Annotated in this window: 17 protein-coding genes and 1 pseudogene; 8 read left to right on the top strand and 10 right to left on the bottom strand. The window is 72.6% G+C overall.

Going from position 1 to position 21698, the window contains the following annotated elements; genetic code table 11:
• Window positions 1-136: 136 nt before the first annotated feature.
• Together OO62_RS31445 and OO62_RS31450 are read left to right on the top strand one after the other, a co-directional pair.
• Entirely contained in the window at window positions 137-1210 is a 1074-nt protein-coding gene (locus OO62_RS31445) for an HpcH/HpaI aldolase/citrate lyase family protein (protein WP_033271052.1), read from the top strand.
• 5 nt (window positions 1211-1215) lie between these two features.
• A complete protein-coding gene (locus tag OO62_RS31450) occupies window positions 1216-2088 on the top strand; it encodes an HpcH/HpaI aldolase/citrate lyase family protein (protein WP_033271053.1) in 873 nt (290 codons plus the stop codon).
• A gap of 295 nt (window positions 2089-2383) precedes the next feature.
• Here the strand turns inward: OO62_RS31450 and OO62_RS38520 are convergent.
• Both OO62_RS38520 and OO62_RS31455 read right to left on the bottom strand, forming a co-directional pair.
• Window positions 2384-2620 (bottom strand): annotated as a pseudogene (locus OO62_RS38520) (tautomerase family protein); the annotation flags it as partial.
• A 138-nt stretch (window positions 2621-2758) separates the two neighbouring features.
• Window positions 2759-4006, bottom strand: coding sequence for an aromatic acid exporter family protein (locus tag OO62_RS31455; RefSeq protein ID WP_033271054.1), 1248 nt, complete (start codon window positions 4004-4006; stop codon window positions 2759-2761).
• 147 nt (window positions 4007-4153) lie between these two features.
• Here OO62_RS31455 and OO62_RS31460 point away from each other — a divergent pair, with 147 nt between their 5' ends.
• A complete protein-coding gene (locus OO62_RS31460) occupies window positions 4154-5752 on the top strand; it encodes a N,N-dimethylformamidase beta subunit family domain-containing protein (RefSeq protein ID WP_206738449.1) in 1599 nt (532 codons plus the stop codon).
• 82 nt (window positions 5753-5834) lie between these two features.
• Here the strand turns inward: OO62_RS31460 and OO62_RS31465 are convergent, their stop codons facing one another.
• From OO62_RS31465 to OO62_RS31485, 5 genes are all read right to left on the bottom strand, one after another.
• Complete coding sequence (locus OO62_RS31465) at window positions 5835-6509, bottom strand: response regulator (RefSeq protein WP_033271055.1); 675 nt, start codon at window positions 6507-6509, stop codon at window positions 5835-5837.
• Window positions 6506-7834 carry a sensor histidine kinase gene (locus OO62_RS31470; protein WP_033271106.1) on the bottom strand — a complete coding sequence of 443 codons (1329 nt, stop codon included), beginning with the start codon at window positions 7832-7834 and terminating at the stop codon, window positions 6506-6508. Before OO62_RS31470 ends, OO62_RS31465 begins: the two co-directional genes overlap by 4 nt.
• A gap of 10 nt (window positions 7835-7844) precedes the next feature.
• Entirely contained in the window at window positions 7845-9014 is a 1170-nt protein-coding gene (locus OO62_RS31475; RefSeq protein ID WP_033271107.1) for an acyltransferase family protein, read from the bottom strand.
• Window positions 9007-9978: an alpha/beta hydrolase gene (locus OO62_RS31480; RefSeq protein WP_033271108.1), complete on the bottom strand. Its 972-nt coding sequence runs from the start codon at window positions 9976-9978 to the stop codon at window positions 9007-9009. The genes OO62_RS31475 and OO62_RS31480 overlap by 8 nt, the downstream gene beginning before the upstream one ends.
• Window positions 9979-10122: 144 nt before the next feature.
• A complete protein-coding gene (locus tag OO62_RS31485) occupies window positions 10123-11943 on the bottom strand; it encodes a TIGR03767 family metallophosphoesterase (RefSeq protein ID WP_033271056.1) in 1821 nt (606 codons plus the stop codon).
• Between the two features lie 553 nt (window positions 11944-12496).
• Here OO62_RS31485 and OO62_RS31490 point away from each other — a divergent pair.
• The 3 genes from OO62_RS31490 (at window position 12497) to OO62_RS31500 (ending at window position 16576) form a co-directional block, all read left to right on the top strand.
• A complete protein-coding gene (locus OO62_RS31490) occupies window positions 12497-14749 on the top strand; it encodes a HelD family protein (protein WP_033271057.1) in 2253 nt (750 codons plus the stop codon).
• A gap of 178 nt (window positions 14750-14927) precedes the next feature.
• A complete protein-coding gene (locus OO62_RS31495; RefSeq protein WP_033271058.1) occupies window positions 14928-15347 on the top strand; it encodes a YciI family protein in 420 nt (139 codons plus the stop codon).
• A gap of 5 nt (window positions 15348-15352) precedes the next feature.
• Window positions 15353-16576, top strand: a complete 1224-nt coding sequence (locus tag OO62_RS31500; protein WP_033271109.1) for an RNA polymerase sigma factor — start codon at window positions 15353-15355, stop codon at window positions 16574-16576.
• 93 nt (window positions 16577-16669) lie between these two features.
• On the opposite strand, the gene OO62_RS31505 is transcribed toward OO62_RS31500, so the two are convergent.
• Together OO62_RS31505 and OO62_RS31510 are read right to left on the bottom strand one after the other, a co-directional pair.
• Entirely contained in the window at window positions 16670-17449 is a 780-nt protein-coding gene (locus OO62_RS31505; protein WP_063739076.1) for a hypothetical protein, read from the bottom strand.
• A 114-nt stretch (window positions 17450-17563) separates the two neighbouring features.
• Window positions 17564-18913 (bottom strand): MFS transporter, encoded by a 1350-nt coding sequence (locus OO62_RS31510; RefSeq protein ID WP_078617457.1) that lies wholly within the window; start codon window positions 18911-18913, stop codon window positions 17564-17566.
• A 217-nt stretch (window positions 18914-19130) separates the two neighbouring features.
• Here OO62_RS31510 and OO62_RS31515 point away from each other — a divergent pair, with 217 nt between their 5' ends.
• Window positions 19131-20171, top strand: a complete 1041-nt coding sequence (locus tag OO62_RS31515; RefSeq protein ID WP_164993240.1) for an NAD(P)-dependent alcohol dehydrogenase — start codon at window positions 19131-19133, stop codon at window positions 20169-20171.
• A 38-nt stretch (window positions 20172-20209) separates the two neighbouring features.
• Window positions 20210-21001 (top strand): DeoR/GlpR family DNA-binding transcription regulator, encoded by a 792-nt coding sequence (locus tag OO62_RS31520; protein WP_033271059.1) that lies wholly within the window; start codon window positions 20210-20212, stop codon window positions 20999-21001.
• A gap of 233 nt (window positions 21002-21234) precedes the next feature.
• Here the strand turns inward: OO62_RS31520 and OO62_RS31525 are convergent, their stop codons facing one another.
• Window positions 21235-21591, bottom strand: a complete 357-nt coding sequence (locus OO62_RS31525; protein WP_033271113.1) for a hypothetical protein — start codon at window positions 21589-21591, stop codon at window positions 21235-21237.
• Window positions 21592-21698: the final 107 nt, after the last annotated feature.

The following is a 21698-nucleotide window of genomic DNA, read 5'->3' on the forward strand; positions in this document are numbered from 1 at the left end:
ACCGGCCGTCCGGTGACCAACGGCACACGTACTGATCAGTAGTGTTACCGCGGCGCACGGGCCTAAAGTGAGGCCGGATGGCGCCGCCGGACACCGGCGGCTGCCCCGCACCCCTCGATCCGACCAGGGAGACTGCATGCGCTCTCCGAAGGACTTCTTCCGCCCGCTGGCCGTCGGCGCGCCGACACCCGTGCGCGAAGTACCTTTCCGGCCGTCCCGGATGATCCACTTCTTCGACCCGGGCAACGAGAAGATGGCGGCCAAGGTGCCGGCCATCGCCCCCACCGTGGACGTACTGCTCGGCAATCTGGAGGACGCCGTCGCAGCCGACCGCAAGGAGGCCGCCAGGTCGGGCCTGGTGAAGATCGCCAAGGCCACGGACTTCGGCGACACGCAGCTGTGGACCCGGATCAACAGCCTCGACTCGCCCTGGGCGTTGGACGACCTGCTGACGCTGGTCACCGAGATCGGCGACAAGCTCGACGTGATCATGGTGCCCAAGGTGGAGGGCGCCGAGGACATCCACTACGTCGACCGGCTGCTCGCCCAGCTGGAGGCCAAGGCGCAGATCCAGCGGCCGATCCTGGTGCACGCCATCCTGGAGACCGCCACCGGCGTCGCCAACGTCGAGGAGATCGCCGGCGCCAGCCCCCGGATGCAGGGCATCTCGCTCGGCCCCGCCGACCTCGCCGCCAGCCGCCGGATGAAGACCACCCGCGTGGGCGGCGGACACCCCGGATACCTCGTGCGGGAGGACCCGCACGGCCCCGACGGCGCGGCGCCGCGGGCCACCTTCCAGCAGGACCTGTGGCACTACACCCTCGCGCGGATGGTGGACGCCTGCGCGGCGCACGGCATCCTGCCGTTCTACGGGCCGTTCGGTGACATCAAGGACACCACCGCCTGCGAGGACCAGTTCCGCAACGCCTTCCTGCTCGGCTGCGTCGGCGCCTGGAGCCTGCACCCGGTGCAGATCGACATCGCCAAGCGGGTGTTCTCGCCCGCCCCGGCCGATGTCGCCTGGGCCCGCAAGGTCATCGAGGCCATGGGCGACGGCACCGGAGCGGTGATGATCGACGGCAAGATGCAGGACGACGCCACGTACAAGCAGTGCCAGGTGGTCGTCCAGCTCGCGGAGGCCCTCGCCGCCCGCGACCCCGAGCTGCGCGACGCCTACGCAGCGGCCGAGTCCCGGCAGAACAAGGAGTAAGACCCATGTCCGACGCGACCCTGCGGCCGCGCCGCTCCGTGCTCTACATGCCCGGTGCCAACGAACGCGCCCTGGAGAAGGCCAAGTCCCTCCCCACCGACGCACTGATCCTCGACCTGGAGGACGCCGTCGCCCCCGACGCCAAGGCCGACGCCCGCAAGCGCGTCGCGGCCGCCGCGGCCTCCGGGGAGTACGGCTACCGCGAGGTGACGATCCGGGTCAACGCGCCGGGCACCGCCTGGCACGCCGACGACCTGCGGGCCGCCGCCGAGGCGGGTCCGGACGCGGTCGTCGTGCCCAAGGTGGAGTCCGCCGACACCGTGCGCGAGGTCGAACGCGCCCTGGAGGCGGCCGGCGCCCCGGACCGTACGGCCATCTGGGCGATGGTCGAGACGCCGCGCGCGATGCTGGACGCGCGGGCGGTGGCCGCCGCCAGCGAACGGCTGACCGTGCTGGTGATGGGCACCAACGACCTGGCCAAGGAACTGCACGCGGAGCACGTCCCCGGCCGGGCCCCGCTGCTCACCGGACTGTCGCTGGCGCTCCTGGGCGCCCGCGACGCCGGCAAGGTGATCCTGGACGGCGTCTACAACGACGTGAAGGACCCCGAGGGGTTCGAGGCGGAATGCGTCCAGGGGCGGCAGTTCGGGTTCGACGGCAAGACGCTCATCCACCCGTCGCAGGTCGAACCCTGCAACCGGGTCTTCGCGCCGTCGGCCGACCAGATCGAGCGTTCCCGCCGGATCATCGAGGCTTTCGACGAGGCCACCCGTGAGGGGCGCGGAGTCGTCACCGTCGACGGCCGGCTGATCGAGAATCTGCACGTCGAGGACGCCCGCCGGATCCTCGCCCTGGCCGAGGCGGTCGCCGGCCGGTGAGCCACCGGCACTGACCCGGCGTCACAGGCGCATGCCGTGACGCGTGATGTGTGACGCCTGGTGCGTGAATGCCTGGTGATGCCTGATGCCTGATGCGTGATGCCTGGTGCGGAGACCCCCGCACCAGGCATCCGCCGTTTCCGGAGCGCCTAGGGGCTGTCGTTTGGATCATGCCGGGCTCGCGGGGTCTGGCAGCGCACCTCGCCGCGTTGTCGTCGGTCGCCAGGGCTCCGCCCTGACTCCCTCCTCCGCCTTGCGATGCACGGCACCAGACCCCGCTCCCTGATCCGGCCTCGGGCGTGCGGCCGGAGCGCATCGTGATCGCGACGAACACCAGGCCGTCGTCGCGCTGGATGCCGAAGTAGTTGTCGTAGCGCAGCGTGCTGCGGGCGCCGTCGTGACCCACCAGCACCTGGAACCGGTCGTCGGGCGGGAAGCCGATCGTTTCCACCAGGGCGTCGTGCACGGCGCGGCCGAGGGCGTCGAGCCGGGCGCTGTCGGTCCCCAGCGCGTCGATACGGACAAACGGCATGGCAGCGGTTCTCCTTCCGGAGGGGCGTTCCCTCTCTCCTGTGATCGTACATACTAGTAGGTACAGAAGTCGCCGGGGTTGCCGTGAGCGGCCGGAGTCCCCGCGCCACACTGCGAGTTGCTCTCGCCGGGCGGCGTCCTAGGACGGATCCACCGTGAGCGTCTCGGAAGGAATGTCGCCGCGGCCGATCCGCAGCCGGCTGCGGAGCTTGGCCACCACGGAGTACTTTCCGCGCTGCTCGCGCCCCTGCCGGTTGAGTTCCTCCACCAGTCGTTCGGAGCGCTTCTCGACGTCCAGCTCGTCCAGGATCCGGTCGACCTCCGCCAGCAGCGCGCCGTGCAGCTGCCACTCTCGGGGATGCTGCTGCACGCCGTCGAGCAGCAGGTGCGCCACCACCTCGCGGCTCTCCCGGCTGGCGGCCAGCTCCCGGACGAGCTGACTCTCCGCCTCCTCGGCATTGGCGCTGACCTGCGTGGTGATGAGGACGGCGAAACTCTCCACGGCGCGGGCCATATGGCCGAACAGCTCCCGCAGCGCGCTGGCGATGTTCTCGGAGAAGAGCGGCTCGTCCGTCCGCGCCTTGGCGAGGTCGGTCAGTGTGCGGCAGACCGTACGGATCACCACCGCCGAGATCTCCAGGGTGTCCAGCCCGGTGCGCAGCACGACGCGGGAGAGCAGCCCCTCCTTGACGCGGGGGTTGAGCCGGAGGCTGTCCTCGGCCTGCCGCAGCGCCGCATCCACCTCCACCACGTCGTGGTCCAGCCGCCGTGCCTCGTGCAGCCGTTCCGCGGCCTCCGCCACGGTGGTATGGCCGGTCACCTCGGCGCCGAGCTTCAGCAGCAGGTCCCGCATCCGGCGGGCGAGGGCCTCGATGGCCTCACTGGCGGGCTGCACCCATACGGGCGGCACGAACAGCATGTTGAAGAGCAGTCCGACGACCGCCCCGATCAGCGTCTCCAGCACCCGGTCCCAGGCCGTCGCAGCCACCCGCGTCGTCGTCACCCCCAGCACCAGCATCGCGCTGATCGCCACCTCGGGGACGAACTCGCCGGCCTTGACGAAGCGCCCGATGACCAGCGACGCCAGGATGATCAGCCCCAGGCTCCACCAGGTCAGCCCCACCAGGGAGCTGAAACCGATGGCGATGACCACGCCCACCACCACGGCGTTCACCCTGCGCACGCTGGTGGTCAGGGTCGTGTACAGCGTGACCTGCACGACGAGCAGGGCGGTCAGCGGTGCGGTCAGCGGCGCCGGTTCGCTGCTCAGGGCCAGTGCGACGACGTACGAGATCACCGCGGCAATGGTCGAGCGGAAGGTCTGCGCGACCACGGGCTCGGTGTGCCGCCGGACGAGATCCAGCAGGGGATCGGTAACTTCTCGCACCTTTTGTCTCCTTCCCACCTTTCGCATCAGGGGCAACATCGACGGCCGCCATACCCGCATTCGGGTGCCTCGGGTCGTCCGCCGGCGCGCCCGACCGCACGATCGATCTGACGGCAGAACGGGCGGCGGGTGCGTGGGAGCGGTGCGATGGACGACGGCGCGCAGCACGGCGGGCACCATGCGGCGGGCGGCGATTCGGCAGGCGGTGGCCTGGACCGCCGGCACTTCCTCGGGGCCGCCGCGGCGGGCGCCGCCGGAGTCGCCGTCGGCGGCACCGCCGGCTGCGACACCACGACCGGGAACCCCGGCGGCGCGACGGGCACCCCCGGCACCGGCCCCTCGGACCTCGCCGCGGAGCGCCGGCGCCCGGGCAGCCCCGACTGGCGGATCCGCTCGACCGGCCCGCCCGACGCCGTCGAGGGCTACACCGACAAGGCAAGCGTCCGGCCGGGGGAGGGGTTCGGGCTGTACGTCTCGACCACCGCGCCCGGCTTCCGGGTCTCCGCCTACCGGGTCGGCTGGTACGGCGGGGCCGAGGCCCGGCTCGTCTGGCGCTCGGGCCGGATCGCGGGACGGGTCCAGCGTCACCCGCACGTACTCCCCGGCATCCGCAGCGTACGGGCGGACTGGCCGCGCACCCTCGCCGTCCCCACCGACGGCTGGCCGCCGGGCGCTTATCTGCTCCGCCTGGACGCCGACCACGGTCACCAGCGCTATGTGCCGCTGGTCGTCCGCTCCGCCTCCACCACGGGCCGCACCGTCCTGATGCACGCCGTGGCGACCTGGCAGGCGTACAACAGGTGGGGCGGCTACAACCTCTACGCGGGGCAGGACGGCGGGTACGGGACGCGGTCGCTGGAGGTCAGCCTCGACCGGCCCTACGACGCCGACGGCGCCGAGAAATTCATGGTCTACGAGCGCGCGGTGGTGGTCCTCGCGGAACGGCTCGGGATCCCCCTGGCCTACACCACGGGCCTGGACGTCCACCTCGACCCGTCAGCGCTCCGGGGCGCCACGGCGGTGCTGTCGCTCGGCCACGACGAGTACTGGACCCCGCAACAGCGCCGGCACGTCACCGTGGCCCGCGACGCCGGAACCAACCTGGCCTTCCTGGGCGCCAACGCCTGCTTCCGCCGGGTCCGACTGGAGCCCGGCCCGTCCGGCGCGGTACGCACCGTCGTCTGCTACAAGACCGCCTACCGCGACGACCCGTACTTCGCCGCGCACCGCGACCAGCCGACCCACGACTTCCGCCAACCGCCCGCCGCCGCCCCGGAATCCTCCCTCACCGGCGTCTTCTACGAGGGCTACCCGACCGACGCCCCCTACGTCGTGCACAACGCCGACCACTGGCTCTTCGCCGGCACCGGAGCCCGGCGCGGCGACTCCTTCGAGCACCTCGTCGGGGTGGAGTACGACCGGGTCACCCCCGACGCGCCCACCCCGTCGGAGCTGGAGATCATCGCGCACTCGCCGCTGGTCTGCGCGGGCCGCAGCAGCCACTCGGACTCCGCGTACTACACCGTGCCGAGCGGCGCCGGCGTCTTCTCGTCCGGGACGATGCGCTGGGTCGAGGGCCTGATGGCCGGACGCCACGAGGACGGCCGCGACCACGGCATGGACGCCCGCACCGGAGCGTTCGTCACCCGCACCACCGAGAACCTGCTGCGCGCCTTCGCGGAGGGCCCGGCCGCCCGGACCCGCCCGGCACCGCGGAACAACGTGCGGAGCGTCTACCGCCTCTAGTGCGCTTTTCTCGCCGGTATATCGGACGTGGCGTAGGCGCGGTGGAAGTCCAGTTGACGCATGGTGCCTCTCCCTGACGGCGTCAGTACCCGGCCGGGCGCACCAGCCCCGTCTCGTACGCGAACACCGCGGCCTGCGTCCGGTCGCGGAGGTTCAGTTTGACCAGGATCCGGCCCACATGCGTCTTGACGGTCTGCTCCGCCACCACCAGCCGTTCGGCTATCTCGCCGTTGGACAATCCCTGGGCGATCAGGGACAGCACCTCGGTCTCGCGCGCCGTCAGCTCGCCGACGCGTTCCCTCGCCGGCGCCCGCGGCGTACGGGTGATCCGGGAGAACTCGGCGATCAGCCGCTTGGTGACGTTCGGGGCGAGCAGCGCGTCACCGGACGCCACCACCCGCACCGCATGGGCGAGTTCGGCCGCCGAGGCGTCCTTCAGCAAGAAACCCGAGGCGCCCGCGCGCAGCGCCTCGTAGACGTACTCGTCGAGGTCGAAGGTGGTCAGCACCAGGACCTTGACGGTGGCGTCGTCCGGCCCGGTGATCCGGCCGGTCGCCTCGATCCCGCCGAGCCGGGGCATCCGGACGTCCATCAGGACGACGTCCGGGGCGAGTTCGGCGACCTTGGCGACGGCGTCGAGGCCGTCCACGGCCTGGCCGACGACCTCGATGCCCGGCTCCGCGTTGAGCAGCACGGTGAACCCCTGGCGGACCATCACCTGGTCGTCGGCGATCAGCACGCGGATGGGTGTCGTCATGGGGTGTCCTCGAGGGGCATGGGGGCGGCGGAGGGGCGCGGGACGGCGGGCAGGACGGCGGTCACCTCGTAACCGCCGCCGGGCGTGGGGCCGGCGGCCAGCTCGCCGCCGAGCATGGCGGCGCGTTCGCGCATCCCCAGCAGCCCGTGCCCGGAACCGGACGGGGGCGGGGCCGGGCCGTCCGGGGCGGAATTGGTGATCCGCAGGGTGAGGCCCTCGTGGTGGTGACCGACCGTCACCCGTACCGCCGCTCCCGGCGCGTGCCGCATCGCGTTGCTCAGCGCCTCCTGCACGATGCGGAACGCCGACAGCTCGACGCCGGGCGCGAGCGGACGCGGTGTGCCCACCGTCTCGGTGGTGACCGTGACCCCGGCGCCGCGCACCTTGCCGATCAGCTCGTCCAGCCGGTCGAGGGTGGGCTGCGGGGCGTGCCGGACGCCGTGCGCCAGGGCGTCCTCCGAGCGCAGGACGCCCAGCACCCGCCGCAGTTCGGCCAGCGCCTCGACCGCGTTCTCCCGGATGCCGGCGAGGTTCTCCCGCAGCTCGTCCGACGGGTTCTCCACCAGGTGCGGGGCGACCTGCGCCTGGATGGAGATGACGGACATGTGGTGGGCCACCACGTCGTGCAGCTCCCGGGCGATCCGGTTGCGCTCCTCCAGCAGTGTGCGGCGGGCCCGCTCCTCGGCGGTGAGCACCTCCTGCTCCGCGAGCTTGGCCCGGGCCACCCAACGGCCGCGCAGCGCGGCGCCGACCACCACCGCGGTGACCGGAACGGGCACGGCACCGCCGAAGTCGTACTGGTGCGGCCGGGTGAGCACGAGCCCGCAGAGCGCCCCCGCCGCGAGGCTGAACACCAGGGCCTCGACCGCCACTCGGGGACGATGCCGGAACGCCAGCAGGAACAGCACCCCGCCCTGCACGATGATCGCCGTCGACGACCACAAATAGAGCGCCTCGTGCGGCATGCGGGGATCTGTGCCCCAGGTGACGACGACCATGGTGACCGTGACCACCCACCAGGCGGGCACCGGCCGGAACATCGCGACGACGAGTGCCACCGCCTGACCCACGCCGATCAGCAAGGCGTAGAACGGATCCAGCCCGTAACGGGAGAAGAGCCAGTCCACGTCGAACACGGCCACGCCCACGGCGGTCAGCACCCACAGCACCGCGAACGCCGGCAGCCAGTCCAGCCAACTCGGCTCCTGGATGCGGGGCAGCGGAGCGCCCCTCAGCGTGCAGAGATCCTCGCGCAGCGTACGCGGCAGCGCCCGCAGCGCCGCCCCGAGCCGCCGCCACCCGCGCTTCCCGCCCCCCGTTTCCACGGAGGACACCTTAGACACGTCGGGCCCCCGCCACCGGGGCGGGCCGGTGTCCGGCCACCACCCGGCTGCCGCCACGGTGTTGCCGCCGCCCCTGCTCGTACCTGCGGAACGCGGCCCAGCACACCAGCAGCGCCGCCGCGAACAGCGGCAGCCACACCAGCCGGGCGAGCACCCAGCCGGCCCCGTCGGGCACGGTGTGCAGGCCGGGCAGCGGCTCACCGGCCAGCAGCCCGAGTGCCGTCACCGCCATCATCGCCGTCTGGTGCCACAGGAAGACCGTCATCGCCGAGAGGTTGACCAGCGCCACCGCGGCCCAGAGCGCCGGACGCCGCAGCACCCGCCGCAGCGGACCGACGAGCAGCAGGGCCGCCCCGCACTGCGCCAGCCCGAAGGTGACCGCCGCCAGAGTGGGCGGGTTGAGGTTGGAGACCGCGGCACCGGGCACCCCGACCATCGAGGCCGGATAACCGCCCCACACGACGAGCCCGGCGGTGGCGACGGCGCCGCCGCCCAGCAGCACCCACCCGGTCGTCCGGCTCCGCAGCCCGCCGCGCGCCCAGGCCGCCCCCAGGCAGTACGGGACCAGCCACCCGGCGGCCACATTGAGCCAGCCCGGCCAGGCGGGCCCGCCCAGGCCGAACCGCACCAGATCGACGTGCAGGACGACGGCCAGCGGCCACAGCGGGTGCAGCCGGGCGACCAGCGGCGTCGCGGCCGTCAGCGCGGTGAAGACCAGCAGGAACCAGAGCGGGGACAGCACCAGCTTGCCCAGCGCTCCTACGGTCGCCAGCCCGGCGCCGGAGGCGAGCAGCGCCCCCGCGACCACGCTCCACACCGTCACCACGGCCGCGACCGGCCGGAACAGCCTGGCCAACCGGGCGCCCAGCCACCGCCGGTACGACCCGCCCGCGGCCCGGGCGGCGGCGTAACTGCGCGCCCCCACCTGCCCGCCCACCAGGAAGAAGACCGCCAGGGTCTGGAACACCCAGGAGACCGGGGCGAGTTGCGGCAGATGGTGCAGCGGACTCTCGGCGTGCACCCGGCCGCTGTCGGCGACCAGCGCGGTCACCAGCCAGTGCCCGAGCACCACGCCGAGGATCGCGACCGCCCGCAGGGCGTCGACGGCACGGTCACGGTCGGCCGGCGTGGCGGCGTCGATCCGCCGGACGAGGTCACGCAGCACGGTGGGCCTCCTCGACCGGGGCCTGCCCGGCGACGATCCGCGCGAGATTGGCCAGGGACAGCGAACCGGGCCGCAGGTAGTCGCTGTGCCCGCCGCCACCCGCGGCAAAGACCCGGGCCCCGAACTCCGGCGCGACCGGGTCGGTGCCCAACCCGACGGTGACGAAGGGGAGTTCCAGCTGCCCGTGCGGCACCTGCGCGATCCAGTCGTCCGCGCCCCGCCCGGCCCACACCCGCGCCCGCGTACGCAGCGCGGCGACGCTGTCGGCCCCGGCCCCCGGACTGCCGTACAGGACGAGGTCGTCCACCGCCAGCCCCGCCGCGGCCCGGCCGCACACGACGGACCCGTACGAGTGGCACAGCGCGACGATCCGCGCCGCACCCCGTACCGCCCTCAACTCCTGCACGAAGCGCCGCAGAGGAGGAGCCGCAGCGGCAGCGAGGTCCGGCGACACCACCTCGGCGCTCAGCGTCCCCGGGGTCGCGTACCCCAGCCAGGCGATGACCGCCGACCGGCCGCCCAGCTCCCGCCGCAGCGCCGCCGCCCCGTCCCCGAGCCGCCCGTACCTGTCCAGGCTGGTGTCCGATCCGGGTACCACCACGGCGATCCGCTCGGCCCGCGACAGATCGCCGAAGACCTCGGCGGTACGTCCGCCACCGCGCCCGTCGAAGACGAGGAACTGCCGGGCCGGCGCCGCCATCGCCCGCAGCACGGCAGCCCTCGCCCGGTCCCCGTGCCGGGCGGCCATCCGCGCCGCGGCGCGGATCCCGTCGCGGTTGACGGCGTACCGCTCGGCGAGCGTCCGGGGAGCGGCGTCCCGCAGCGGCCCGAGCGGCACCGGAACCGGCGCCGGAACGGCCGCGGGACGCGCCGCACCCGCAACGGGCACGGCCACCGAGGAAACGACAAGAACAGCAAGCAGAGTGCGCAGCAGACGTCTGCGACGCGGGCGGGAAGCCATGGTCATCGGTCCTTCCGTACCGGAAGCCGGTCGAGCTTCCGCCACCAGAACCTATGAATCCCACCCCGTCCCCCACGTCCCACCGTGGAGCTCATTCCACGGGTAGCTCTCAGGTAGGGGGGTAGGGGGTGCCGCCCGGCGCCCTCACTCCCGCCGCAGCACCAGTTCGACGTTGCGGTCGGCTGCCGTGCCCGCCATTGCCTCGTGGACGGCGCCGGAGGGCAGGCCGGCGGCGAGCCCGGGGGTGTTGTAGGCCAGCTCGCGGTAGAGGGAGGCGAGGCCCACCGCGGACAGGTCGTTGAGGTCCGTGCGGTGGGGAGCCGCGGACTCGACGAGGGTGGCGAAGAGGGACACCGTGCCGTCGTGGTTGTCGACCAGTTCCAGGAGCCGGGCGTGCTGCGGGTAGTCGATGTGGGAGGCGGTGTTGACCTCCCAGAAGGAGCGGGCGGGGGTGGGGTGCGGGTGCGGGGTGATGCGGTTGATGTGGCTGTGACCGTTGATCCAGGCCACCACGTTCGGGAAGCGGCTCAGCAGGGCGATGACCTCCGCGCCGTCGTGCCGGACCTCGTCGGTGCGGGCCGCGTCCGGGCGCCGCGTCATGCTCGGGCTGTGGTGGTGGCTGAAGACGAGGACGTGTGCGTCGTCGGCGCCGGGGTTGCGGACGAGGCGGCCGTCCGCGTCGTAGTGGCGGGAACTGTGGGCGGCCAAGGTCCGTTCGAGCCACCGGAGTTGCTCGGTGCCGAGGGAGCCTTCGAAGTGGCCGCTGCGGTAGGTCGTGTCGATGCTGATGCCGACGACGCCGTCCGCGACGGGGAAGGAGTAGTACATCCGCTCGCCGTCGAGGTGGTTCTCGGTGTACCCGTGGCCGGCCGGTCCCGCTCCGGCGAAGGCCGGGTTCAGGTGCGCGCGGAGGTAGTCGTGGGGTGTGACCAGCCGGCGGCGTTCATCGGCGGTCACGCTGCGCGCCCTGGCCGCGTTGTGGCTCAGGATCTCCTTGAAGACGGTGCTCTTGGGGTCGTCGCCGGTGTCCAGCACCTTGGCGAAGGCCGCGACGTCGGCGTCGGGTATGGAGAACAGCTTGCGCCCGCCGACGATGTACTCGCCGAGTGCGGGGTCGGCGGGGGCCAGACAGCCGCCGGGCAGGTCGTCGTGGTTGCCGGGCGTCGAGTACCAGGGGATGCGCAGCCCGGGGCTGGTGACGGGCCGGATCGCCGCGTCGAGGAAGCCGGGGATCTCCGGCAGTCCGCGCTTCTTGTCCTGGTCGCGCAGCGGCTGGTCCGGGTGCCAGTAGAGCGGCAGGCCGCAGTTCTGCACGCCCTCGTACGCGGCCGGATCGCCCGTGTTGGGAGTGATCCGCCCACCGCTCATCAGGGTGAGGAACCACTCCAGCTCGATCATGGAGTGGTTGTCGATGTTGTCGCCGGTGGACATGACGAAGGCCGGCGGCCGACCGGTGTGCGGGCCGCCACCCAGCGCGTTGACCTGCTCCACGAGCGAGACCGCGCCGGCCACCGACAGCGCTTCCTGGGCCCGCCAGGACCCCGTCGACCCGGCGCGCAGGAACTCGGTCCGCAGCGGGCTCTGCACATCGGCCACGTGCAGGTCGGTGAGCTGGACGAAGCACGCCAGCGCGGTCCTGCGGTCCTGACGTCCGGACCGGGCGGCGGCGAGGTCGCCCCGGACGACCAGCGGCCAGCCGGGGCCGGAGGTGAGGCGCCGGTAGCCGCCGCTGCCGGCCAGCCGCGCCGTGGTGTCGAGCGTCGTGCGGCCGTACGGTGCGGCCCGTCCGGCGCCGCGGCGGGTCGGCGACGGTGCGGGCGCGGCCGCCGCGGTGCGGGTGCCCGGCTCCGAGGCGCTGCCGCTGCGCTGGCCGGGAAGGGCGAATGCGGCGCCGGTTCCGGCGAGCGCGGCACCGGAAGTGAGGAGGAAGTTGCGACGGTTGGTGGGGGATGCAATACCGGCCATGGGGCCCTCCGTGCGGTGGCGGAGAGACCGGCCACCGCGGGTGTCACCAATCGGAATTTCTCATTCCGTAGCGTGCGCGGTGTGCGTGGCCGGCAGTTGAACGGGTCCGGAACGCGGAACGCCCATCATCCGTCGGCATGGTCCGCCCGGTGAACGACTCCGAATTGATCGGCAGGGTCGGGGCGATCAGGACGATCGGAGTGATCGGAGTGATCGGAGTGACCGGAGTGAGCGGTGGGGGCGGCGCCAGGTGACCGCCGTCACTGAGCTCGGCGCGCCCGGCTGACCACCGTCGACCTGCGCCTGGTGACGCGGCCCTGGTCACGGGTCCGGGGCGCCGGGGGAGGGGCGATGCCATATGCGGCCGCCGGAACGGAACGAATTCCGCGCCGCCGCAGCCGCCCCGGGCAAGAAAAAAGCCCCGAACCGAATTGACGGCCGGGGTGTCTCTCTGCGTATATTGAGGGCTTCTATGTCTCGATTACTTTCAAGGCACAGTCCCAATCTTCAATTCGAATCGTATCCGAGCGGAGTTGAATTGTCAAACGAGGAATTGCGGCACGAGCAGGAATTCACCGACCTGCTCTATGAGCGCCTCGCCGAAATGCAGGCCGGCGCCGCCACAGCGGTGCAGGACGCCCTGCCGCTGGAAGGGCGCAACGCCCAGGCCCGGCTGGAACGCGATGTGTCGGTGACCGAGCAGTCCGCTCTGCTGGCCGCCCTCGAAGCCGGGGAGAACGGCCTGTGCTTCGGCCGGCTGGCCTTTCGCGACGGCCGCGACCACCACATCGGCCGCCTCGGCATCCGGCGCGACGACCCGGACCGCACCCCGCTCGTCATCGACTGGCGGGCCGAGGTCGCGCGCCCGTTCTACCTCGCGACCGGCCACACCCCGATGGGGCTGCGCCGCAGGCGCCACCTCACGACCGAGGGCCGCCGGGTCACCGCCCTGCACGACGAAATCCTGGACCTCACCGACACCGAGCGCACCGGCCACGAGGGCGCCGACGCGGACGCCGTACTGCTGGCCGCACTGGACGCCGCGCGCACCGGGCGGATGCACGACATCGTGCAGACCATCCAGGCCGAGCAGGACGCCATCATCCGCGCCCCGCAGCACGGCGTCCTCGTCGTGGAGGGCGGTCCCGGCACCGGCAAGACCGTCGTCGCGTTGCACCGCGCGGCCTACCTCCTCTACGCGCACCGGGAACAACTGGCCCGTCGCGCCGTGCTCATCGTCGGCCCCAACCCGGCCTTCCTCGGCTACATCTCGGAGGTGCTGCCCGCGCTCGGCGAGACGGGCGTACTGCTCGCCACGCCCGGTGAACTCTTCCCCGGCGTGACCCCCACCGCGACGGACACCCCCGAGGCCGCCGCGGTCAAGGGCGGTGCCGCGATGGCCGACGCACTGGCGCTCTTCGTCCGCGACCGGCAGACGCTGCCCGACGACGTGACCGTGATCGACCATGAAGAGGGCGAACTGCTGCTGGACGCGGAGATGGCGGACGAGGCGCGGCGGCAGGCCCGCGACACGCGGCTGCCGCACAATCTCGCCCGCCCGCACTTCGCGTTCCGCATCATCGACGCGCTCACCGCGCAGCTGGTCGAGAGGATCGGCGCGGACCCCTACGGCGGGCCGAACCTGCTCGGCCCCGACGACATCGCCCAGCTCGGCAAGGGCATCGCCACCAGTCCCGAGGTGCACCGCGCCATCGAGGAGCTGTGGCCCGCCCTCACCCCCCATCAGCTGGTCGAGGACTTCCTCACGGAGCCCGTCCACCTCCCGGAGGCGGACGCCCGGACGATCCGCCGCACCGGCGGCGGCTGGACCCCCGCCGACATCCCCCTGCTGGACGAGGCCGCCGAACTCCTCGGCGAGGACGACTCGGCGGCCCGCGCCGCCGCCGAGGCCGAGCGCCAGGAGCGGATCGCCTACGCACAGGGCGTGCTCGACCTCTCCTACGGCTCCCGCACCCAGGAGTTCGAGGACCGCGACGACGAGGAATCGGAGGTGCTGGCCGCGCACGACCTCGTCGACGCGGAACGGCTCGCCGACCGGCAGGAGGAGGCCGACCACCGCAGCGCCGCCGAACGCGCCGCGGCCGACCGCACCTGGGCCTTCGGCCACATCATCGTGGACGAGGCGCAGGAGCTGTCGCCGATGGTCTGGCGGCTGCTGATGCGCCGCTGCCCGACCCGCTCGATGACCCTGGTCGGCGACCCGGCACAGACCGCGGAGCCGGGTGGCTGCGGCGCGTGGGAGGAAATCCTCGCGCCGCACGTCGACGAGCGCTGGCACCACGTCAGGCTGGGCGTCAACTACCGCACCCCGACCGAGATCATGGAGGTCGCGGCGCAGGTGCCGGGCGCCGCCGACCCCGCGTTCGAGCCGCCGCGCTCGATCCGCTCGACGGGGGTACGGCCCTGGGCGCAGCGCGCCGACGACCTGCCTGCTGCGGTGGCCGCCGCGGTCGCGCGGGAGAGCGACGGGACCGGACGGCTCGCGGTGATCGCCCCGCGCGCCCGCCACGACGCCCTGGTCCCCGCGCTCCCGGGCGCCTCCACCGGTCCGGCCCCCGATCTGACCAGCCCGGTCGTCCTGATCGACCCCAGACAGGCCAAGGGGCTGGAGTTCGACACGGTGATCGTGGCGGAGCCGCACGAGCTGGGCGCCAGCGACCTGTACGTCGCGCTCACCCGGGCGACGCAGCGGCTGGGCGTGATCCATACGGCTCCGCTGCCCCCTGCGCTGGAAACGGGACTGCAGACGCTGCCGGAGCACGCCGGCGCCACTCCCGCCCGGTGAGCCGGCCCGCGGGGCGCCGCCCGGCCACGGGGAGACCGGGCCGCGCGGCGCCCCGCCCGGGCGGCTCCGCGAGAGCCTTTAAAAAAATTTCGGCGGCGATGTCGAGAACGCGTGACTGGCTCCGTCCCCGGGGTGAACGTGACCACAATGGGTCGCACCAGCACCGAGGAGAACCACGATGGCCAAGTACCTGCTGCTCAAGCACTACCGCGGCGCCCCGGCTGCAGCCAACGACGTGCCCATGGACAAGTGGACGCCGGAGGAGATCTCGGCCCACGTGCAGTACATGAACGACTTCGCGGCCCGGCTCGAGAAGACCGGCGAGTTCGTCGACGGTCAGGCGCTTGCTCCCGAGGGCACGTGGGTCCGGTACGACGGTGAGGGCCGCCCGCCGGTCACCGACGGCCCGTTCGCCGAGACCAAGGACCTCATCGCCGGCTGGATGGTGATCGACGTCGACAGCTACGAGCGTGCCGTCGAGCTGGCAGGTGAACTGTCGGCCGCCCCCGGCGCGGGCGGGAAGCCGATCCACGAGTGGCTGGAGCTGCGCCCGTTCCTGGGCGCGCCGCCCACCATCACGGAGTGCACTTTCAAGTGACCCGGATCAACGAGGCCCTGCTGAGAAGCCTCACGCCGAGCGTGCTCGGCATCCTCGTCCGCCGCGGAGCCGACTTCGCGGCGGCCGAGGACGCCGTACAGGACGCGCTGGTCGAGGCGCTCCGCGTCTGGCCGGCCGACCCTTCCCCCAGCTCTGAGCTTCATCCCCGAGCTCTCAACTTCGTTCGAGCAGGGGAGACCCCATTGAGCAGGGAAGACCCCATTCGGGACCCCAAGGGCTGGCTGGTCACCGTGGCCTGGCGGAAGTTCCTCGACGCGACCCGGGCGGACGCCGCCCGCCGCCGGCGTGAGGACCTCGTCGACGAGGAGCCGCCGCCCGGCCCCGCGCCCGCGGTGGACGACACGCTCCAGCTCTACTTCCTGTGCGCCCACCCGTCGCTGACACCGTCGTCCGCGGTCGCGCTCACGCTGCGCGCGGTCGGCGGGCTGACCACCCGTCAGATCGCCCACGCCTACCTGGTGCCCGAGGCGACCATGGCGCAGCGCATCAGCCGGGCCAAGCGCACCGTCTCCGGTGTGAGGTTCGACCAGCCCGGCGACGTCGCCACCGTGCTGCGTGTCCTCTACCTGGTCTTCAACGAGGGCTACTCCGGCGAGGTCGACCTCGCCGCCGAGGCCATCCGGCTCACCCGGCAGCTCGCGGCCGCGATCGACCACCCCGAGGTGGCGGGTCTGCTCGCGCTCATGCTGCTCCACCACGCCCGGCGCGCCACCCGGACCGCGCCCGACGGCAGCCTGGTGCCGCTGGCCGAGCAGGACCGCGGCCGGTGGGACACCGAGGCGATCGCCGAGGGCGTCGAGATCCTCCAGGCGGCCCTCGCCCGCGACCGCCTGGGCGAATACCAGGCCCAGGCCGCCATCGCGGCGCTCCACGCAGACGCGCCTACCGCCGAGGAGACCGACTGGGTGCAGATCGTCGAGTGGTACGACGAGCTCGCGCGGCTGACCGACAGCCCGGTCGTGCGCCTCAACCGCGCGGTCGCCGTGGGCGAGGCCGACGGACCACGCGCCGGCCTGGCGGCCCTCGCCTCGCTGAACGACACCCTGCCCCGCCACACCGCGGTGGCGGCCTACCTCCATGAGCGCGACGGCGACCTGACGACGGCGGCCCGCCTGTACGCCGAGGCGGCCCACAAGGCACCCAACCTCGCCGAACGCGACTACCTGACGCGCCAGGCCGCCCGGCTCAACGCCCGCCTGTCGCGCTGACGGGTCACGCTCGTCCCGCCGGGGCGCCCGCCGGCCCCTCCGTTCGCCCACCGCATTGGAGGGCAGGCATGTCCGGTCCTTCTCCCCGCGCACCTACCGGAACAGTGGCACCCCGGACACCGGCATCCTGGGCACCGGCGCCCCGGACACCACCGATCGCGTGCGGGCCCGGTCGGCGTCCCGCCCGGGCTGCCCCAGGTTGAGTGCGGTGCGGACGTCGACCGACCGCTCGAGTGAGGCGACGATGCGGGCGTGCAGCAGCGGCCGGTGGCCGGTGAAGCAGTGGGTGCCGAGGGCGGCGTCGAGCCGGGCGGCGGAGGCAGTGGCCTTGATGGTGAGGTCCACTCGCAGCGAGCGCGTTTTCGTGTTGACGGCCGATCGTGTGGCGGGGCGGGGGAAGGTGCCGAGGGTGAACCTGGTGCCGTTGTGCAGGGCGGCGGTCAGGGTGCCGTGCCCGAGGTCCACCTCGAAGCGGGTGACCTTGACGGACTTCCTGGAGCTCCCGGACTGCGTGCCGCCGGGGCCGGATCCGGTGGCCACCAGGGCCAGACCGGCCTTGCCGAAGCGAAGTTCGCCGCCCAGTTTGCCGCCGCTGTTGGTGACCGCCCCGCCCGTGAGCCGCAGAGTCGTTCCTCCGCCGGAGTGGCCCCGCGGGCTGATCCTCCCCTTCGCGTCGACGCCCGCGACCACCACGCCGTCTTCCTTGAGCGCGCTGCGCAGATCGGGGGACAGCCGGAGGCGGGCCGAGCCCCGCTCGACGGGGACCTCGGTGCTGCCGGCCGGCTGGTGGGGGTGCGCCGGGGCCGCCGCGGCGGCGGGTACGGCGGACGCCAGCACGAGGGCGGCGGCCGCGGCGAGGTGGCGAGCGGGCATACGTGGTCCTTTCGCTGCTGGTGCGGTGCGCCCGGAGGGCCCGAGGGCCGCGCACCTGTGAGCGCGCGGTCACTCGACGTCCCCATCATGGAGCCAAGCGCCGTCCTCCGCCGGTCAGGGACGGCCCGCGGGCAGCTCCGCACCGACGGGCCTGGCCGACGCCCCGTCAGGAGCGGTGAACTCCGGGTCCGGTTCCAGGAAGCGGATCGCGACCGCGGTGGCCAGATGCAGGCTCGCGAAGATCCAGACGATGCCGGCCACGCCGAACGGCCCCAGGGTGAGCGCGACCACGGCCGGTCCGGCGAAGGTGCTGGCCCCGGCACCGAGGTTGAGCGCGGACATCGCCTGTCCCTTGTGGTGTGGTGCCAGCGCCGGGACGAGCGCGGAAATCGGTACGTATCCGGCCAGGGCGATGCCGTACAGGGCGGCCACCACGGCCGCGGCAGCGAAGTCGGGGCCGGCCGCGAGCGGTACGTAGTACAGCGCCAGACAGGTCACCGCGCAGGCCACGGCGCCGAACCAGGTCATGGTGCGCTGCCACCCGAGCCGGTCGCCGACGGCACCGAAGAACAGGTTGGCGAAGATGTTCGCGGTGAACATCACGCTCAGCAGCCGCAGCCAGGCCGACGTGGTGAAGCCGACCGTCTCGGTGAAGAAGAACGGCATACAGACCAGGAAGCCGAACTGCGAGCCGGTGCTGAACACGCGCACCGCCGCACCGATCGCCACCCGGGGCCGCCGGCGCATGATCGAGACGCTGCCCGCAAGCGTCGCCAGCGGACGTTCGCCGGGCGGCGCGAGCCGCGAGCGGCCGGTGGGTTCACGCACCAGGAACAGCGCGAGCAGACCGCCGAGCGTCACCAGACCGAGCGCGCACCACAGCGTGCGGTACGAGCCGACCTGCGGAATCGTCGCGCTGGCCAGCAACGAGCCAAGGGTCGGCAGACCGCCGGTGAAGGCGAACCAGTACCAGCCGACGGCGGTCCCCATTCGCTGTGGCGCGGTCGCCGCGGTCACCCACACCAGGAACCCGTACGCGAACAGGGGATAGCCGAAGCCGCGCAGCCCGTAGACGATCAGCAGCAGCGGATAGTTCATCGCCGGCAGCGCCACCGTCAGCAGCAGCACCTGGAAGACGAGCCAGACGGCGAAGCCGGCGATCATCACCCGTCGCGGGCCCCAGAGGTCCGACAGGGCGCCCGAGAGCCAGGCGCCGACCGCGACGGTGATGCCGTAGACCGCGATCACGACCGCCGCGTCGGCCCTGGCCAGGCCGTGGTCGGCCAGGTACTTCGAGAAGAAGCCGGTCTCCACGCCGTCGCCGGTCATGAACAGCAGGACGCCGACGAAGCCCCAGGTGAGGGCCGGGGGAATGCCCAGCCGCTCGACGGGGGAGCGCCGGCGTTCCGGCGGTGGTGCGGCAGCCGGCCCCGGTATCGGGCGGGGGTGAGCGGGGCTGTGCATGGGGCCTCCAGGGGGCGGGGGAGGGGCGGAACACGAGCGACGAAGCGGTACTGACCGAGGGCGAGCGCGGCCGGAAAGGGCGCGTGCAGCGGTGCAAGCCCGCAAGCCTGCGCAAGTCTTCTCGTATTTTGTGCAAAGTCAAGCCTGTTCTGATAGAAGAAAGCTCGTTACGTTGTTGCTGCAGACGCCCGCACCCCAGGGAGCCGTGAGACCCGCCATGACCGTCACCTCCGCGATCCCCGCCACCATGCGCGCCGCCGTCCTCCACGGCCCCGAGCGGCTGACCCTTGAAGAACGCCCCGTCCCCACCCCAGGGCCCGGCGAACTACTCGTCCGCGTCGAGACGGTCGGCACCTGCGGCTCGGACGTGCACTACTACCGCCACGGGCGCATCGGCGACTTCGTCGTGCGCGAGCCGCTCGTCCTGGGCCACGAGGCGGCCGGCACGGTCGTCGCCGCAGGCCCGGGAGCCGACTCCGCACGGATCGGCCGACGCGTCTCCGTCGAGCCCGGCACCCCCTGCGGCAGCTGCGGCGAATGCCGCCCGGGCCGCTACAACCTCTGCCCGGACATGCGCTTCCTCGCCACCCCGCCGGTCGACGGCGCCTTCTGCGAATACCTGGCCGTGCACCAGGACTTCGCCCACGAGGTCCCCGACTCCCTGACCATCGAGGAGGCCGCCCTGCTCGAACCGCTGTCGGTGGCGGTATGGGCCTGCCGCAAGGCCCGTATCGGCCCGGGCGACCGCGTCCTGATCACCGGCGCGGGCCCCATCGGCCTGGTCGCCGCCCAGACGGCCCGTGCCTTCGGCGCCCACGATGTGCTCGTCACCGACGTCCTGCCGCACCGCCTCGAACTCGCCCGATCGGCCGGCGCCACCACCCTCGACGTCTCCGGCACCCCGCTGGGCCGAGCCGGGTACACCCCGACGGTGCTCCTGGAGTGCTCCGGCGTCCCCGCCGTGAGCAACGAGGCGATCCGCACCGTCGGCCGGGCCGGCCGGGTCGTCCTCATCGGCATGGGCGGGGACGAGATCCCGCTGCCGCTCAGCCGGGTGCAGAACTACGAACTCGAACTGACCGGCACCTTCCGCTACGCCCACACCTGGCCCACCGCGACGGCACTCGTCGCCTCGGGCGCGGTCCGGCTCGACTCCCTCGTCTCGCACGGTTACGGTCTTGCCCAGGCCGAGCGCGCACTGACCGTCGCCACCCGCGACGAGACCGCGGTGAAGGCCGTCATCTACCCGCAGCGGTAGGCGCACCGCCGCTGCCCGACCGAAAAGAGGCGGCCCCGATGGCTTCCGCACGGTCGTCGCTGGCCGAGGTCGACCGGCGACGGCAGGACGTACTGGCCCATGTCGTCGCACACGGCGAAGTCCGCATCGACGAACTGGCCAGACACTTCGGGGTCAGCCTCGCCACCATGCACCGCGATCTCGACCAGCTCGCCGAACGCCGCCTGCTGCGCAAGGAACGGGGCCGGGCCGCCCCCTTCCCGAGCCTCACCATGGAAACCGCGACCCGCTTCCGGGTCGGCGTGAACCCCGAACTCAAGGAAGCGCTGTGCGCCGCCGTCGCCGACGAGATCCGGCCCGGCAGCACCGTCGTCCTGGACGACTCGACCACCGTCTTCCCGCTCGCCGCCCACATCGCCCGGACCGAAGCGGTCACCGTCGTCACCAACTCCCTGGGCGTCGCCCGCCTCTTCGATGACACGCCGGGCGCCGACGTCACCCTCCTCGGCGGCCGCTACCGCGGCGAATTCGGCTCCTGCGTCGGCCCCGACGTGCTCCGCGCACTGAGCCGCCTGCGCGCCGACCTCGCGGTGATGTCCGCGGTGTCCGTCCTCGGCGGCCGCCTCTTCCACCCGATACGCGAATACGCCGAGATCAAGGAAGCCATGCTCGACTGCGCCCAACGCGCACTCCTGCTGGTGGACCACACCAAATTCGGCAAGACCGCCACCCACGCCTACAGCGACATCGCCCGCTACGACCGCGTCGTCACCGACCGCGCCGCACCCGCCGACGAACTGACCGAACTACGCCGCCGGGGCGTCACGGTCGACGTGCTCGACCAACCCTGACCACCGCGCGATCGACCGCCGGTGCGGCCTCTCCGGACGCCCGCCCTCGACAAAGTGGTGGCCCCGCCGCATTCCGGCGGGGCCCCCACATGTCAGCCGGCGTATCCGCCCGCCAACAGGCCACGGCCGCCCGCGACATGCAGACCAGCGGCCAGCCGTCACAGCTCTCAGCCTGCACGGCTCTCAGCGGTCACAGCTCTCAGCCTTCCCCGCTGTCGGTCATGCCCTGCGCCTCAGACGCGAGCCAGCGCGGGGAGGCCGCTGTAGTAGCTGCCGACCTCGGCCAGATAGCTGAGATCGGCGGTCTCGCTGTCGACCGTGAAGCGGGGCGCGGCCTTGATCTCTTCCTTGGTGCGGGCGACGGTCACCACCTTCGCTGCACGGTCGATCCCGGTCACGATCCCGGCCGGGATGAGCACGCTCTTACCGAAGACCCAGACGCCGGTGTCGACGACCAGGTGCTGCACGCCGGGCTGATCCATCTGGCGCTCCACCTGACCGATCGTGCCGGTAGCCGTCTCCACGCTGAAGCCCGTCAGAGTCGTCCCCTGCGGCTCCAGATCCGGAGCGTACGTCCAGATGCTGTTCATGACGGTCACTCCTCCTTTTCGTCTGCCTTCTCGCGTGCATTGCCGAGGCCGGAGCGCTCCGCGAGAGGGGTGCCCTCGCGATCCGCCCCGGCCGTGCCCCTCCCGTA

The organism is Streptomyces lydicus (assembly GCF_000717345.1).
Classification (GTDB): Bacteria; Actinomycetota; Actinomycetes; order Streptomycetales; family Streptomycetaceae; genus Streptomyces; species Streptomyces lydicus.

Bases quoted from the DNA above. Each gene is read 5' to 3' on its own strand.
- OO62_RS31445 (WP_033271052.1), top strand. From the start codon at position 137: ATGCGCTCTCCGAAGGACTTCTTCCGCCCGCTGGCCGTCGGCGCGCCG.
- OO62_RS31450 (WP_033271053.1), top strand. From the start codon at position 1,216: ATGTCCGACGCGACCCTGCGGCCGCGCCGCTCCGTGCTCTACATGCCC.
- OO62_RS31460 (WP_206738449.1), top strand. From the start codon at position 4,154: ATGGACGACGGCGCGCAGCACGGCGGGCACCATGCGGCGGGCGGCGAT.
- OO62_RS31465 (WP_033271055.1), bottom strand. From the start codon at position 6,509: ATGACGACACCCATCCGCGTGCTGATCGCCGACGACCAGGTGATGGTC.
- OO62_RS31480 (WP_033271108.1), bottom strand. From the start codon at position 9,978: ATGGCTTCCCGCCCGCGTCGCAGACGTCTGCTGCGCACTCTGCTTGCT.
- OO62_RS31485 (WP_033271056.1), bottom strand. From the start codon at position 11,943: ATGGCCGGTATTGCATCCCCCACCAACCGTCGCAACTTCCTCCTCACT.
- OO62_RS31495 (WP_033271058.1), top strand. From the start codon at position 14,928: ATGGCCAAGTACCTGCTGCTCAAGCACTACCGCGGCGCCCCGGCTGCA.
- OO62_RS31505 (WP_063739076.1), bottom strand. From the start codon at position 17,449: ATGCCCGCTCGCCACCTCGCCGCGGCCGCCGCCCTCGTGCTGGCGTCC.
- OO62_RS31510 (WP_078617457.1), bottom strand. From the start codon at position 18,913: ATGCACAGCCCCGCTCACCCCCGCCCGATACCGGGGCCGGCTGCCGCA.
- OO62_RS31515 (WP_164993240.1), top strand. From the start codon at position 19,131: ATGACCGTCACCTCCGCGATCCCCGCCACCATGCGCGCCGCCGTCCTC.
- OO62_RS31520 (WP_033271059.1), top strand. From the start codon at position 20,210: ATGGCTTCCGCACGGTCGTCGCTGGCCGAGGTCGACCGGCGACGGCAG.
- OO62_RS31525 (WP_033271113.1), bottom strand. From the start codon at position 21,591: ATGAACAGCATCTGGACGTACGCTCCGGATCTGGAGCCGCAGGGGACG.